18 protein-coding genes and 1 tRNA gene are annotated in these 13846 nt (G+C 31.7%); 11 read left to right on the top strand and 8 right to left on the bottom strand.

Annotation, left to right across the window (positions count from 1 at the left end):
- The 7 genes from galT to ACGK9U_RS11450 form a co-directional block, all read left to right on the top strand.
- A partial coding sequence (gene galT / locus ACGK9U_RS11480) for a galactose-1-phosphate uridylyltransferase (RefSeq protein WP_394466520.1) occupies positions 1 to 737 on the top strand: 737 nt, incomplete at its 5' end.
- Positions 738 to 867: 130 nt separating this feature from the next.
- Positions 868 to 952 (top strand) — tRNA-Leu (locus ACGK9U_RS11475).
- A 90-nt stretch (positions 953 to 1042) separates the two neighbouring features.
- Positions 1043 to 1942: a MerR family transcriptional regulator gene (locus ACGK9U_RS11470; protein WP_394466519.1), complete on the top strand. Its 900-nt coding sequence runs from the start codon at positions 1043 to 1045 to the stop codon at positions 1940 to 1942.
- A 44-nt stretch (positions 1943 to 1986) separates the two neighbouring features.
- Entirely contained in the window at positions 1987 to 3453 is a 1467-nt protein-coding gene (locus ACGK9U_RS11465; RefSeq protein WP_394466518.1) for a phytoene desaturase family protein, read from the top strand.
- Positions 3450 to 4289, top strand: coding sequence for a phytoene/squalene synthase family protein (locus ACGK9U_RS11460; RefSeq protein WP_394466517.1), 840 nt, complete (start codon positions 3450 to 3452; stop codon positions 4287 to 4289). Before ACGK9U_RS11465 ends, ACGK9U_RS11460 begins: the two co-directional genes overlap by 4 nt.
- Before the next feature lie 9 nt (positions 4290 to 4298).
- Positions 4299 to 4754 (top strand): sterol desaturase family protein, encoded by a 456-nt coding sequence (locus tag ACGK9U_RS11455; protein WP_394466516.1) that lies wholly within the window; start codon positions 4299 to 4301, stop codon positions 4752 to 4754.
- Entirely contained in the window at positions 4751 to 5440 is a 690-nt protein-coding gene (locus ACGK9U_RS11450) for a lycopene cyclase domain-containing protein (RefSeq protein ID WP_394466515.1), read from the top strand. The genes ACGK9U_RS11455 and ACGK9U_RS11450 overlap by 4 nt, the downstream gene beginning before the upstream one ends.
- Here the strand turns inward: ACGK9U_RS11450 and ACGK9U_RS11445 are convergent.
- The 7 genes from ACGK9U_RS11445 to ACGK9U_RS11415 all read right to left on the bottom strand — a co-directional run bounded on the left by ACGK9U_RS11445 (position 5437) and on the right by ACGK9U_RS11415 (position 9934).
- Complete coding sequence (locus ACGK9U_RS11445) at positions 5437 to 6402, bottom strand: D-2-hydroxyacid dehydrogenase (protein ID WP_394466514.1); 966 nt, start codon at positions 6400 to 6402, stop codon at positions 5437 to 5439. The genes ACGK9U_RS11450 and ACGK9U_RS11445 overlap by 4 nt on opposite strands.
- A gap of 69 nt (positions 6403 to 6471) precedes the next feature.
- Positions 6472 to 7032, bottom strand: coding sequence for a TlpA family protein disulfide reductase (locus ACGK9U_RS11440; RefSeq protein ID WP_394466513.1), 561 nt, complete (start codon positions 7030 to 7032; stop codon positions 6472 to 6474).
- Positions 7033 to 7252: 220 nt separating this feature from the next.
- Positions 7253 to 7702, bottom strand: a complete 450-nt coding sequence (locus ACGK9U_RS11435) for a DUF5606 domain-containing protein (RefSeq protein ID WP_394466512.1) — start codon at positions 7700 to 7702, stop codon at positions 7253 to 7255.
- A gap of 55 nt (positions 7703 to 7757) precedes the next feature.
- Complete coding sequence (gene def / locus ACGK9U_RS11430; RefSeq protein ID WP_394466511.1) at positions 7758 to 8348, bottom strand: peptide deformylase; 591 nt, start codon at positions 8346 to 8348, stop codon at positions 7758 to 7760.
- Positions 8349 to 8465: 117 nt separating this feature from the next.
- A complete protein-coding gene (locus ACGK9U_RS11425; RefSeq protein ID WP_394466510.1) occupies positions 8466 to 9053 on the bottom strand; it encodes a T9SS type A sorting domain-containing protein in 588 nt (195 codons plus the stop codon).
- Between the two features lie 70 nt (positions 9054 to 9123).
- Complete coding sequence (gene ruvX / locus ACGK9U_RS11420) at positions 9124 to 9534, bottom strand: Holliday junction resolvase RuvX (protein WP_394466509.1); 411 nt, start codon at positions 9532 to 9534, stop codon at positions 9124 to 9126.
- A 112-nt stretch (positions 9535 to 9646) separates the two neighbouring features.
- Positions 9647 to 9934: a hypothetical protein gene (locus tag ACGK9U_RS11415; protein WP_394466508.1), complete on the bottom strand. Its 288-nt coding sequence runs from the start codon at positions 9932 to 9934 to the stop codon at positions 9647 to 9649.
- A gap of 329 nt (positions 9935 to 10263) precedes the next feature.
- On the opposite strand from ACGK9U_RS11415, the gene ACGK9U_RS11410 reads away from it, so the two are divergent.
- From ACGK9U_RS11410 to ACGK9U_RS11395, 4 genes are all read left to right on the top strand, one after another.
- The gene (locus ACGK9U_RS11410; RefSeq protein ID WP_394466507.1) at positions 10264 to 11079 is read left to right on the top strand and encodes a 2,3,4,5-tetrahydropyridine-2,6-dicarboxylate N-succinyltransferase; all 816 of its coding nucleotides are present in this window, start codon (positions 10264 to 10266) and stop codon (positions 11077 to 11079) included.
- A 66-nt stretch (positions 11080 to 11145) separates the two neighbouring features.
- The gene (locus ACGK9U_RS11405) at positions 11146 to 12126 is read left to right on the top strand and encodes a Stealth CR1 domain-containing protein (protein ID WP_394466506.1); all 981 of its coding nucleotides are present in this window, start codon (positions 11146 to 11148) and stop codon (positions 12124 to 12126) included.
- A 96-nt stretch (positions 12127 to 12222) separates the two neighbouring features.
- Entirely contained in the window at positions 12223 to 12600 is a 378-nt protein-coding gene (locus ACGK9U_RS11400) for a hypothetical protein (protein WP_394466505.1), read from the top strand.
- Positions 12601 to 12605: 5 nt separating this feature from the next.
- Positions 12606 to 13190 (top strand): LicD family protein, encoded by a 585-nt coding sequence (locus ACGK9U_RS11395; protein ID WP_394466504.1) that lies wholly within the window; start codon positions 12606 to 12608, stop codon positions 13188 to 13190.
- On the opposite strand, the gene ACGK9U_RS11390 is transcribed toward ACGK9U_RS11395, so the two are convergent.
- On the bottom strand, positions 13187 to 13801 hold the full coding sequence (locus ACGK9U_RS11390; RefSeq protein WP_394466503.1) for an adenylyltransferase/cytidyltransferase family protein: 615 nt from the start codon (positions 13799 to 13801) through the stop codon (positions 13187 to 13189). The genes ACGK9U_RS11395 and ACGK9U_RS11390 overlap by 4 nt on opposite strands.
- Positions 13802 to 13846: the final 45 nt, after the last annotated feature.

The raw sequence follows: 13846 nt of genomic DNA, 5'->3' as shown, positions 1-13846 counted from the left end.
TTTTAGCGCAAAGCGAACAGGGCATCTGTAAAGTCATTTGTTTTAGTCCGGACCACTCCAAAAGTTTGGCGGACATGCAACCTTCAGAAATTGAAAAAGTAGTTTTCGCATGGCAACGGGAATACAAAGAACTTGCTGCCAACAAATTAATCAATTACGTTCAAATATTTGAAAATAAAGGTGCCGTTATGGGTTGTAGCAATCCGCACCCACACGGACAAATATGGAGCCAAACAAGTCTGCCCAATGAGGTTGACAAAAAAGACAAACACCAGTTAGCATATTATAATAAAAATAAAAGCAGTCTTTTAGGGGATTATTTAAAACAAGAACTATCAAAAAAAGAACGCATTATTTTTGAAAATGATGCCTTTGTAGTACTTGTGCCTTTTTGGGCCGTATGGCCATTTGAAGCAATGATTGTTCCTAAAAGACATCAATCCAACATTATTGAATTAAAAGATAACGAATCGTTCCTTTTTGCTCAAGCTATTTCGGTATTGACCAAAGCTTACGATAAATTATTCAACACTTCATTCCCCTACTCCAGTGGTATCCATCAAGCACCCACCAATGGAAAGGACAACAGCCACTGGCATTGGCACATGAGTTTTTATCCACCATTATTAAGAAGCGCAAGCGTTAAAAAATTTATGGTAGGCTATGAAATGTTCGGGTCGCCACAACGCGATATTACTGCTGAAATTGCTTGTAATAAATTGAAAGAACTTATTTAAGTTTGATAGTATTTTTAAGGTGATTGCACATATAGTTTAAACAGATTAAACATTTTTAAAACCTCCTTTTAACTCAATAGAAAAAGTTAGGCTTAATTGCTTAACTTTTTCTATTTTTACGGCGTTCATTGCGCACGTGGCGGAATTGGTAGACGCGCCAGCTTGAGGGGCTGGTATTCGCTTAGGATGTGGAAGTTCGAGTCTTCTCGTGCGCACTTTTATTCATAAATCCATTAAAAAATTCCTTTTAAAATTGATTTAATCAATTGATTAGTGTACTTTTGTTTAACTATAATCAATTATTGATGAACAATATTAAGGTTAACTTCAGCATTAAAGATCTTGAAAATCTTACTGGAATTAAAGCGCACACCATAAGAATTTGGGAAAAACGCTATAATTTACTCTCACCAAATAGGACTGATACCAATATTAGAACCTACAGTATTGAGAGTTTGCAAAAACTGCTCAATATTTCATATTTAAACAACAATGGTTTAAAAATTTCAAAAATTGCAGAACTTAAAGAAGAAGATATTCCGGAGAAAGTTAAGGAAATAGCTTCTATTGGAAAAACGGAGGATCATGCTGTGAACACTTTTAAACTGGCCATGTTCAATTTTAACCAAACGCTTTTTAATACCACATACAACAGCTTACTTGAAAGCAAAACATTTAGCGACATTTTCTATACTGTATTCCTACCTTTGCTAAACCATATAGGGGTTTTATGGCAAACCAACACCATCACGCCAGCACACGAACATTTTATATCGGTACTTATCAAGCAAAAAATTCTTTTAAACATTGAAAACACACAAAACCTAACCCCCAAACCAAACACCAAAACCTATGTTTTGTTTTTACCAGAACACGAAATACATGACATTGGCTTGCTTTTTATAAATTACCAACTAAGAAGCAAAGGCTACCATACCGTATTCCTTGGGGAAAGCGTTCCAATGAATAATTTGAAAGATTTATTTAACTTTTTTAATGATATTTCGTTTATCTCTTATTTCACTATTTATCCTGAAGAAGAAAAAATCACAGCTTATCTTGATGAATTCAACAATTTACTTTTGGAAAACAACCACGCTTCATTAATTCTATTAGGGCACAAACTAACAAATTATAGCAACAATAAGCTTCCTAAAAACATATCCATCTACAAATCAATAGAAAATTTAGTTAAAGATTTATAAATACTTTTATATTGTTTAACCTTTAACTATATTTGTTAAACAATATGAAAAAAGATATACTTATAATAGGCTCAGGTTTTTCATCGTTATCAGCTTCATGCTACTTAGCTAAAGCTGGGTACAAGGTTACCATACTTGAAAAAAACAAAACCATTGGTGGTCGCGCCAGACAATTAAAAAGAGAAGACTTCACCTTTGATATTGGTCCAACCTGGTACTGGATGCCCGATGTTTTTGAACGTTTTTTTTCCGATTTCAATAAAAAACCTTCCGATTATTATTCCTTAGAAAAATTAAATCCAGCATATAGTGTATACTTTGGCAAAAACGATTTCATAACCATTGAAGACACATTGGAAAAAATAAAAATAGCTTTTGAAAAAGAAGAAACTGGCAGTTCTAAAAAACTAGACACCTTTATCAAAAAAGCCAAAAGCAATTACGATATAGCTATAAAAGATTTGGTGTACAACCCTGGTGTTTCACCTTTGGAATTGGTTACCCCTAAAACCATTGCCAAGCTAAATCAGTTTTTTAGCACTATAAAAAAAGATGTTAGAAAAGAGTTTAAAAACGAAAGGTTAGTTAAAATTCTTGAGTTTCCGGTGCTATTTTTAGGTGCAAAACCAAGTGACACCCCGTCTTTTTATAGTTTTATGAATTATGCCGATTTTGGTCTTGGCACCTTTCACCCAAAAAAAGGCATGTACCAAGTAATTCTAGCCATGGAACATCTTGCAAAGGAACTTGGTGTTACCATAAAAACAGAAAACCCAGTCGATAAAATTATCGTAGATAATGGTAAAGCAGTAGGCATCATTTCAAAAGGAACCATATATAAAAGTGACATTATAGTAAGCGGTGCAGATTACCATCACACTGAAAATTTACTAGATGAACCGTATAGACAATACTCCGAAACTTATTGGAGCAAAAAAACCTTTGCACCTTCTTCCCTACTTTTTTATGTAGGTTTTGATAAAAAACTTATCAATGTAAATCATCATACCTTATTTTTTGATGTTGATTTTGATATACATGCCGAAGCTATTTACGATAATCCAAAATGGCCAGAAAATCCATTGTTTTACGCTAGTTTTCCCAGTAAAACAGATGATAGCACAGCTCCTGAAGGCAAAGAGGCAGGTATTTTTTTAATACCACTTGCTCCTGGTTTGGAAGACACGCACGAATTGCGCGAAACCTACTTTAACAAAATTATAGACCGTTTTGAAAATATAACCTCCCAAAATATAAAAAATCATGTTATATTTAAGGAAAGCTTTTGTATTAACGATTTTGTAAAAGATTACAATTCCTACAAAGGAAATGCCTACGGAATGGCTAATACGCTAACACAAACCGCCTTTTTAAGACCCAAATTAAAAAGCAAAAAAGTTAAAGGTTTATATTTTACAGGACAATTAACTGTTCCCGGACCTGGGGTTCCGCCTTCTTTAATTTCGGGAAAATTAGTAGCCGATTTAGTATTAAAACATCACAACCTATGAAAGCATTATTCGACACAGTATCTTACAATTGCAGTAAAATTGTAACCAAAACTTATAGCACCTCGTTTTCATTAGCTACTAAAATGTTATACAAATCGATACGAAATGACATTTATAATATTTATGGATTTGTAAGGTTTGCAGATGAAATTGTAGATTCTTTTCACGATTACAATAAAGAAGAATTATTCTATAGATTTTCTGAAGATTTAGAACGTGCTTTAAAAGATAAAATAAGCCTAAACCCTATTTTGAATTCATTTCAATACACCTATCACAAATACAACATTGATAAGAGCTTAGTTGATGCCTTTATGAAAAGTATGCAATTGGATTTACATAAAACCACCTATTTAACTGATGAGGAATACAAAAATTATATTTACGGGTCTGCCGATGTGGTTGGGCTTATGTGTTTAAAAGTATTTGTAAAAGGCGATAATGATAAATACAACGAATTAAAAGAAACCGCTATGGCATTGGGTTCTGCATTTCAAAAAGTAAACTTTTTAAGGGATTTGAAGGCAGATTTTGATGAATTGAACAGAAGCTACTTCCCTAATGTGGATTTGAGTAATTTAAATGAAAACTCAAAACAACAAATTATTGATGATATTGAACAAGATTTTGAGAAAGGTTTGAGTGGTATTAAAAAGCTACCTATTGAAGCAAAATTTGGTGTTTTTATGGCTTACAGGTATTACAAACAACTCTTAAAAAAACTAAAAAGAACACCTGCGTTACAAATAAGAAATGCCAGAATACGTGTTTCAAACCCTAAAAAAGTAGAATTATTGATGCGTAGTTACGTAAAGTATCAATTAAATTTAATGTAAATTTATAGCATGCAAACGGCACTATTTATACTCTTTTTTATAGCAACTTATTGCATTATGGAATTTATGGCGTGGTTTACCCATAAATACGTCATGCACGGTTTTTTATGGAGTTTGCACAAAGACCACCATAAAAAAGACCACGATAGTTGGTTTGAACGTAACGATGCTTTTTTTGTTTTTTACGCCGTAGTTAGTATTAGCTGCTTTTTACTTTGGAAATACGATATATTTTGGGCCGGCCTACCTATTGGTATTGGCATTTTTGCATACGGACTGTCTTATTTTTTAGTGCACGATATTTTTATACATCAACGTTTCAAATTATTTAGAAATGCCAATAATTGGTATGCAAAAGGTGTTAGGCGCGCTCATAAAATGCACCATAAACATTTAGGAAAAGAAGATGGCGAATGTTTTGGAATGCTGTTTGTGCCATTTAAATATTTCAAAAACAACAAATGACCTATTTGTACCTACTTTTAAATTTAGGCTCGTTATCTGTTCCTTTTATATTTAGTTTTCATCCAAAACTAAAATTCTATAAATATTGGAAATCTTTAGGCATGGGCATTTTAGTTAGTATGCTCATTTTTATTCCTTGGGATGTATTCTTTACTATACACGGAATTTGGGGCTTTAACCCCGATTATTATTTAGGTGCAAAACTATTTAATTTACCTATTGAAGAATGGCTGTTTTTTATATGCATCCCCTATGCCTGTGTATTTACACATTATTCATTATTATACTATTTTCCAAATCTAGAATTATCACGTGGCGCCACAAGACTAACTAGCTATATTTTGATTCTTTGTTTTTTTATGGTTTCCATATATAATTACGACAAATGGTACACCTTTATAAATTTTACTTTGGCTACTATATTGACACTTATAGTGGTTAACAAAAAGCCAGAACTTCTTCAATCTTATTTACTAACATTTTTAGTCATGCTAATTCCTTTTTTTATAGTAAATGGTATTTTAACAGGAAGTTTTATTGAAAATGAAGTGGTTTGGTATAATAATACTGAAAATTTAAACTTAAGATTGTTCACTATCCCTATAGAAGATACAGTTTATGCTTTCACACTTATTCTTTTGAATCTTTTCATTATACAATCTATAGAAAAACCAAAGTCTAATTAAGCGTTTATTACATTTTCAGGGTTTCCACTTAAATACGCTTTTAGATTATCAACTACAAATTGTAATAAACGTGCCCGCGATTCTTTTGCAGCCCATGCAATATGAGGTGTTATAATACAATTTTTTGCTTTTAATAGTGGGTTATTTTCCTGAATAGGTTCCGATGAAACCACATCAACGGCGGCACCTGCTACTTTACCTGAATTAAGCGCTTCTTTTAAATCTTCTTCAACAATTAAACCACCTCTTGCAGTATTAATTATCATAACACCATCTTTCATTTTGGCAATATTCTGTTTATTGATGATGCCTTCGGTACTTTCAAACAACGGACAATGTAAACTAATAATATCTGATTTTTCAAAAAGTTCCTCCAATTCAACATATCGACAAGTACTCGTTTCCAATGAGAAATCTTTACTTCTGTTATATGCCAAAATATTCAACCCAAACGTCTGCGCAATTTTAGCCGTTGCTTGCCCAATACGCCCAAAACCTATAATGCCTAAATTTTTACCTGCCAGCTCTATCAATGGTTTATTCCAAAAGCAAAAATCTAATGATTTTGTCCATTCTCCCTTTTTAACCGCATTGTTATGATCGCCTATGTGATGACACATTTCCAACAACAAACCCATGGTAAACTGCGCTACAGCAGCTGTTCCGTAGTTTGGAACATTTGTTACCACTATATTCAAATCACGAGCAACTTCAACATCTATAATATTATAGCCCGTTGCCAAAACACCTATATATTTAAGATTGGGAGCTTGGGTAAGCACTTCCTTTGGAATGGGTACTTTATTGGTAAATATGACTTCGGCTTCACCAATGGTTTCGAGAACTTTTTTTGGATTGAAATCGGTACGATCATAAACTTTTAAATCGCCAATTTGCTTAAGGCTTTCCCATGTTAAATCGCCAGGGTTTAGGGTATACCCATCTAAAACTACCATTTTCATAACATTCATTTTTTAATGTTTTTAAAATTAATGAAAAATGAATTCTGACAAAAACACAATGGGTTTTAATTATTTCAATAAATTATCAATGGTGCTTCTTACTTTATGGCTATTCCAATTTACGGCACCACTTTCGTCTATAATAACGTTTCCTTCTTTGTCGATTAAAAACGTTCTTGGAATGGTAGTTATATTGAAGAATTCCGGATAGTCGGTTACTGGCCTGTACACTTTAAATGTATAGTTGTTTTTAGCTAAAAACGGATCTACTTCACTATACCCATCGGTAGTAACAAAAAGAAACTGAACTTTATCACTGTAATCGTTGTAAAGCGCTTGTATACTGGGCATTTCAGCAATACAAGGCGGACACCAAGTTGCCCAAAAATTGATTAAAACAACCTTTCCTTTGGTGTCTTCAAAATCAAAAATCGAATTGTCTTTATCTGTTAGTTTCCAAATGTAATTGTTGATTTTAGTGAGTTTTTCGTCGTTTACACTCACTGGTCTTACAAACGCAATAGCTTTATGTAATAACACTTGAATGGGTTTTCTTGTTTGAGGAATGATTAAAACTGCTACTAGAATAAAAAAAACAATATTCTTTAATTTGGGTTTTGTTATATTCATTATACTAATTCTATTTTCTGGTATGATTCGTAATCAAATGTCTTCTCGAGCGCAGTCTAGAGGTTATCTTATTAAGTAGAATAACAATAAGGTCTCGACTGCGCTCGACCTGACATAGAAACTGAATTATTACTGATTATGGACAATCATATATCAATTAAAAAAGGCACAATTTCTATGTCGAAATTATGCCTTATATCTAACAAAACAAAAAAGGTTTCTACTCTTCTTCGTCTTTAACTGCTTCTTTTTTAGCTTTTTTTGGCTTTGAATCAGAATCATCTTCTAAATCTAACATATTGTGTTCCAACAATAAGTTATACCATTGAATTACCTTTTTGATGTCGCTTGCATACACACGGTCTTCATCGTAATCTGGTAAAACTTCAAAGAAGTACTCTTCTAGTTTGTCTTTACTATCTTTAGCTTTTACTGAAGTTGCTCCGCCATTTTCCTTTTTCTTAATGTTTTTAAACACGTCTTTTAAAGGCACTTCTTCCGTTAAAGTATAAATAGCTATTTCACTTAAAACACTTACATTTTGTTGAATATTAACAGATAATCTTTTTTTATCAATCAACGATTCTGCCACAAAACCTCCTCGGGTTTGGGCCACCAATTTATATAAACCTGGTTTTCCTGTAATAGCTATAACTTTTTCTAAACTCATAAATTATTTTTTTGAAAAGGGCAAATATCAACTGTTTATTGATGTCTTGCAAATATTATCGTTTCTTTTTTTGGTCTGGAAAACGCATGCGGTAATCCACATTTATCTTTCCTTTTGATATGTTGCCAAGTCTTCCTTTTATCAAACGTTTTTTTAAACTGGATAGTTTATCGGTAAACAGCACACCTTCAATATGGTCGTATTCATGCTGAATAACCCTAGCTATTAAGCCATCAAAAACTTCGGTATGTAATTCAAAATTTTCGTCAAGGTATTCAATAGTTACTTTTGGTTTTCTAAAAACATCTTCACGAACATCTGGAATGCTTAAACACCCTTCGTTAAACGCCCACTCATCACCTTCTTCTTTCAAAATGGTTGCATTTATAAAAACACGCTTAAAGCCATTTAAAGCTTTTTGTTCTTCATCGGTTAAATCTTCATCATCTGAAAATGGCGTAGTATCCACTATAAACAATCGAATAGCTAATCCTATCTGAGGTGCTGCTAAACCAACTCCACTGGCATTATACATGGTTTCGAACATATTATCTAATAATGCTTTTAAATCTGGATAGTCTTTATCTATATCAACGCCTACTTTTTTCAAAACAGGGTCGCCATAGGCTACAATGGGTAAAATCATGGTTAAAATTTCTGTTATTGATTGCAAAAATACAATACTAAAAGAAATTCTTTGTTAAAGAATCACATAAAAAAAACGCCTTATGTCTAAGGCGTTTTTTATTAATTGATTTAATTATTATTTTAAAATAACAATTTTTCTAGAAAATGAAGTATTATCTATTTTAATTCTAACAATGTAAACGCCATTTGAAAAGCTTGATATATTGATGCTTTTAGTACTTTTATTATTAATACTATCGCTTAGAACTAATTTTCCTGTAACATTATACAAGTCTATTTTAGCGGTTACATTAAAACCAAATGCTACTTTTATGTCATTCCCTTCTATTAAAGGACTAGGATAAACTTTAAGTTGTTCGTTTAAAAACTTAAAATCTACAACAGGCAACGTGCCTCCACTATACGAGCATGACGTATCAAAACCACTAGTTACCGAAAAACCTTGTCCTACTATTGCGGGACCACTTATACGGTTATATACCGAAATGGATTCCGAGCAAGAAAAAGGATCTAGTTGAAATGTTGTTGTTCCATTTATCTCAATTGTGGCAGGTCTATTCACACATGAAGATGTTCCAGCAGCATGTGAAAATATAATTTGATTGCCCCCAGAAGATGTTGTTCCTGCTGCAGGACAAGCTTCAGCATTCATTTGGTTAACGCTGAAAAACGTAATAAATAATAAAAAGTAAAATTGCTTCATATAATAATTTTTATGGATTCAGTAGTAAAAGTAAACATTTTATAATAAAAATAATTAGCAATATTCTAATTTATTTAGAATACAAATAGCTTTGTAAAATAAGAGTAGCACTAATCTCGTCTACCAGTGCTTTATTCTTTCGCTGATTTTTTTTCAGCCCACTATCAATCATGGTCTGAAATGCCATTTTAGAAGTAAAACGTTCATCAACACGTTCTACTGGTATACTTGGAAACTGCTCCTTCAACTTCTTTAAAAATGGCGCAATTAACACTTCACTTTCAGATGCCGTATTATCCATTTGCTTAGGTTCGCCAACTATAAACAATTCAACAGATTCTTTACTTATGTAATCTTTTAAAAAAGAAATCAATTCATTGGTATTAACTGTGGTAAGTCCAGATGCGATAATCTGCAATGCATCGGTTACCGCAATACCTGTACGTTTCATACCATAATCAATAGCTAAAATGCGTGCCATATTTATTCTTTCTGCAAAAATAGAGTATAAAAATAAAAAAGGCTCTCTTTTTAAGAAAGCCTTTTAAATAATTTAACCTTGTGAAATATTTGAATATGAACTCTTTTTTATATTAAGCTTTTACAGCTTTATTTATTTTTGGAAATAATAAGTTTAAGTTATCTACATTTCTTAAACGGTTGAAGTAAAGTTTAATATCACTATTACTACGAGCAATAGATTCTTTTACTTCTGAAGCTTCAATTAAAATAGCTTCATTTTCAACACTTACTTCTTTAGTATCTTCAGTAACAGAAACAGTATTATTAATCTCAACTTTTACAGTTTCAGTAGAACTTTGTGCATTACCAAAAGAGAAAGTTAGTAAGAAGATTATTAATATGTAGAAATTTGTTTTCATGTGTTTGTTATTGTTTGATGAGACAAATATATAGGCACATGAATGCTTGCACACAATAAATTAGTTGTACACACGGGTATTTTCGATTAGTAGTGGAGCGGCAAATTTTTATCGGTAAACAGATAAAAAGCTTATTTTAAAAGACGAAATACACCAAAAATGCATTTCATCGGATAATTATTTTATTTAAAAGAGAAACCGATAGACTATTTTTTAAAAATAAGTCGTTTAACGGCATCTTTTAATTTCTTTCAAAATCCATATTAATAGGTGTTTCGTTCCTGTTTTTTTAATGGATACTATTATATTTGCCAAAAATTAAATATATAATGACTGAATTAAGACAAACCATAGAACAAGCTTGGGAGAATAGAGAGCTTTTAAAAGAAGAAAAAACAACTTCTGCCATCAGACAGGTTATCGATTTATTAGACAAAGGTAAATTAAGAGTGGCTGAACCTATTGAAGGTGGCTGGCAAGTTAACGAATGGGTAAAAAAGGCAGTTGTTTTATATTTCCCTATTCAAAAGATGGAAACTTTAGAAGCAGGTATTTTTGAATATCACGATAAAATGCCTTTAAAAACCAATTACAAAGAACAAGGTGTCCGTGTGGTTCCAGGTGCTTCTGCAAGACAAGGTTCGTATTTATCTCCAGGTACTATTTTAATGCCAAGTTACGTAAACATTGGTGCTTATGTAGATGAAGGCACTATGGTTGATACGTGGGCTACCGTTGGAAGTTGTGCCCAAATTGGTAAAAACGTACATTTATCTGGTGGTGTTGGTATTGGTGGCGTTTTAGAACCTTTACAAGCTGCCCCTGTAATTATTGAAGATAATGTATTTGTGGGTTCTAGGTGTATTGTTGTTGAAGGTGTACATGTTGAAACCGAAGCGGTTTTAGGCGCCAACGTAGTTTTAACTATGAGTACTAAAATAATTGACGTAACGGGCGACACACCTATTGAAATGAAAGGTCGTGTACCAGCACGTTCGGTAGTAATACCAGGAAGTTATACTAAAAAGTTTGCTGCAGGTGAATACCAAGTGCCATGTGCTTTAATTATTGGAAAACGTAAAGAAAGTACCGATAAGAAAACCTCTCTAAACAATGCGCTTCGTGAAAACGATGTGGCTGTATAAAAATTACTTCTTATGCTACAAATTAATAGGGAAGTTGCTGTTTTATTTATTCTTAAATTTAATTAAATGCGAGACCAATCTCTTGATATTTGTATTGATGCAGTAATTCCGTGGGTAGATGGTAATGATACAAATTGGCAAAAGAAAATAAATGAACATTTAGAAATTAAAATAGATTTTAATAAAAAAAAAGAAAGTGTTCGTTTTAACTCGATTGGAGAAATTGATATAGCAATAAAGTCCATTATAAAATTCGCCCCTTATTTTAGAAACATATTTCTTGTAACAGATAATCAAAAACCAGAATCATTTGATACTCTTTCATCATTAGCTAAAAGTAAAGACATAAATTTAATACTCATAGATCATAAAATTATTTTTAAAGGTTTTGAAGAGTATTTACCTTGTTTTTGCTCTTGTTCTATAGAGACCATGTTTTTTAAAATTCCAGATTTATCTGAACATTTTGTGATTTTTAATGATGACTTCTTTTTAATGAGAGAAACAAAACCCAGCGATTTCTTTATTAATGGATACCCTATTATTAGAGGGCGTTGGAAAAAATTTAATGAAGATAAAAAACTCAGAAAGTTCTACCATAATGTGCTTTCATTTCTCGGAAAATCCAAAATAAAAAAAGGAGCTAGTTTTAAAGGCATTCAGCAAAAAGGAGCTAAATTAGCTGGAACAAATAAATACATTAGGCACTTTCATGCCCCTTATAGTGTAAGGAAATCCGTTTTAGTCAATTATTTCAAAGAAAATGATTTAGCAGATAACATAAAATATCGTTTTAGGAACAAAAAACAATTTGTGATATATTCGTTAGCAGACCATCTAGAAATTAAAAACAACACGTATCATTACAGAAGAAATATCAAATTAACTTATTTTAGGTCTTATAAGAGTCACTTAAAAGTTAAACTCAAATTATTTTGGTTTGAAAAAAATAAAAACAAATTGTTTTTAACGTTTCAAAGTTTGGAAATGGCAAAACCAAAAACCCAAACCTATATTTTAAATTGGTTAAACAAAAAATTAAAATAAACTAATGCTGCTGAGGTTTTAATGTCACAAAAACACCTTTAAATGATGCACTTCGTGATAATGATGTAGCGGTTTAGTATAAATATTTTAGATATTATGAAGACAATTTTAGTTGATGCATGGAATACTTTTGTTACTAAAGATGGTATTAATCAAGAATTAAAAATGCTTCTAGATAGCTATACAAATAAAAAAATCATAGTTACAAATGCCGATGAAAATGAATTAATTTCTCTCGGCATTGTAAATATGCCGTATCCTGTTTTTAGCTTAAGCCATAATCCAAATAAAACTAATCCAGAATATTTTAAAATATTACTTTCTAAATACAACCTTTCAATCGATGATGTTGTCTATTTTGAGCATAATGAAGAAGCAATCAAATCTGCCAAATCATTAAATATTAATAGCTTTTGGTTAAAAATTGGAAACCCACTAAGCGAACTAAAACATTTTTTTGATTTAAACCTATAATAATTATGGCATATAACATTAGCTTAGAAGGCAAAAACACAGTTATAGCAGAAAGAATGCTTGAAGATGTGGGCAAAATACTGGACGATTGTAAAATAAAATATTGGCTAGAAGGAGGTACGCTTTTAGGAATTAGACGAGAAAACCGATTATTACCTTGGGACAATGACATAGACATTTCTATGATGGTAAGTGAAAAATCTAAACTCGATAATTTTCACAATCAATTAAAGCAAAAAAAATACCGGGTTAGATTTCGATTATTTCAAGAATCTATCCCTCCATTTAAACAAGGCGATATCCGTATGATTAAAATACGTGAGCGTCGTTTTTTTGGCCTTTTAAAAGGAACTGTATGCCTTGATGTATTTATAAAATACCCTAAAGACGATAATAGCTATTGGGAAATAGACAATAAAGTAAAATGTGTACCTAGTAAGTTTTACAGTTCTTTCAAGGCTATCAATTTTAAAGGCCATGATTATTCTATACCTGAATTTACTGATGAATATTTAACTTATCGGTATGGAGATTGGGAAACACCTATTAAAGACTGGGATACTTCAAAAGATGATAAAGCTTTAGTTTAAAGCTTTAATAAATCTTTTAATATAGTACTACTAACGCTGTCAGTATACGAAAAATACTCAACCGGACAACTTGTTTTAGGAAATCTACCTCTCCAATCATCTCCAACGGAAATAGCATCAATCTGATATTCATCAACTATACGCTGTTTGTTCTTATCAGTTTGTGGAATTACTTCGTCTACAAACTTAATAGCTCTTACAATTTTAGCGCGTTCTTCAAATGAAATTATTGGACGTTTACCTTTTTCTTTTTCTATTAATTCGTCTGTTGAAACACCAACAATTAAATAATTACAAAGCTCTTTACTGCGCTCTAAAATATTAAGATGTCCATAATGGAAGATATCAAAACAACCAGATGTGTACATTCTATTATACTTTGCCTTCGTCATTTTTAAATTTACTACAGCACTTATATGGTTATCATTGTTTAAATCAATTGTTACATTGTAATGACACTCTGAACTGATAAGTTTCAAAATATTGAATAACTCATCTGAATGAGCATCCGGAGTCCCTTTAATTGTAATATACTCGTCATCTTTCTCAAAATCAATTTGCCAATTATCAAAGGTATTATTAAGAAAATTTATATCGATATTATGAATCATTTTCAATGTCATTATAGTTTTGCCAAAACTACAAAAATAAATTCT

It is taken from the genome of Mariniflexile sp. HNIBRBA6329 (assembly GCF_043558645.1).
Lineage (GTDB): Bacteria > Bacteroidota > Bacteroidia > Flavobacteriales > Flavobacteriaceae > Mariniflexile.
This window is presented reverse-complemented; position numbering and strand designations above follow the sequence as displayed.

Coding starts and splice junctions, on each gene's coding strand:
- def (WP_394466511.1), bottom strand. CDS start 8,348: ATGATTTTACCCATTGTAGCCTATGGCGACCCTGTTTTGAAAAAAGTA.
- ACGK9U_RS11435 (WP_394466512.1), bottom strand. CDS start 7,702: ATGAGTTTAGAAAAAGTTATAGCTATTACAGGAAAACCAGGTTTATAT.
- ACGK9U_RS11425 (WP_394466510.1), bottom strand. CDS start 9,053: ATGAAGCAATTTTACTTTTTATTATTTATTACGTTTTTCAGCGTTAAC.
- ACGK9U_RS11445 (WP_394466514.1), bottom strand. CDS start 6,402: ATGAAAATGGTAGTTTTAGATGGGTATACCCTAAACCCTGGCGATTTA.
- ACGK9U_RS11415 (WP_394466508.1), bottom strand. CDS start 9,934: ATGAAAACAAATTTCTACATATTAATAATCTTCTTACTAACTTTCTCT.
- ACGK9U_RS11395 (WP_394466504.1), top strand. CDS start 12,606: ATGGCATATAACATTAGCTTAGAAGGCAAAAACACAGTTATAGCAGAA.
- ACGK9U_RS11455 (WP_394466516.1), top strand. CDS start 4,299: ATGCAAACGGCACTATTTATACTCTTTTTTATAGCAACTTATTGCATT.
- ACGK9U_RS11400 (WP_394466505.1), top strand. CDS start 12,223: ATGAAGACAATTTTAGTTGATGCATGGAATACTTTTGTTACTAAAGAT.
- ACGK9U_RS11460 (WP_394466517.1), top strand. CDS start 3,450: ATGAAAGCATTATTCGACACAGTATCTTACAATTGCAGTAAAATTGTA.
- ACGK9U_RS11390 (WP_394466503.1), bottom strand. CDS start 13,801: ATGATTCATAATATCGATATAAATTTTCTTAATAATACCTTTGATAAT.
- ACGK9U_RS11470 (WP_394466519.1), top strand. CDS start 1,043: ATGAACAATATTAAGGTTAACTTCAGCATTAAAGATCTTGAAAATCTT.
- ACGK9U_RS11465 (WP_394466518.1), top strand. CDS start 1,987: ATGAAAAAAGATATACTTATAATAGGCTCAGGTTTTTCATCGTTATCA.
- ACGK9U_RS11440 (WP_394466513.1), bottom strand. CDS start 7,032: ATGAATATAACAAAACCCAAATTAAAGAATATTGTTTTTTTTATTCTA.
- ACGK9U_RS11410 (WP_394466507.1), top strand. CDS start 10,264: ATGACTGAATTAAGACAAACCATAGAACAAGCTTGGGAGAATAGAGAG.
- ACGK9U_RS11405 (WP_394466506.1), top strand. CDS start 11,146: ATGCGAGACCAATCTCTTGATATTTGTATTGATGCAGTAATTCCGTGG.
- ruvX (WP_394466509.1), bottom strand. CDS start 9,534: ATGGCACGCATTTTAGCTATTGATTATGGTATGAAACGTACAGGTATT.
- ACGK9U_RS11450 (WP_394466515.1), top strand. CDS start 4,751: ATGACCTATTTGTACCTACTTTTAAATTTAGGCTCGTTATCTGTTCCT.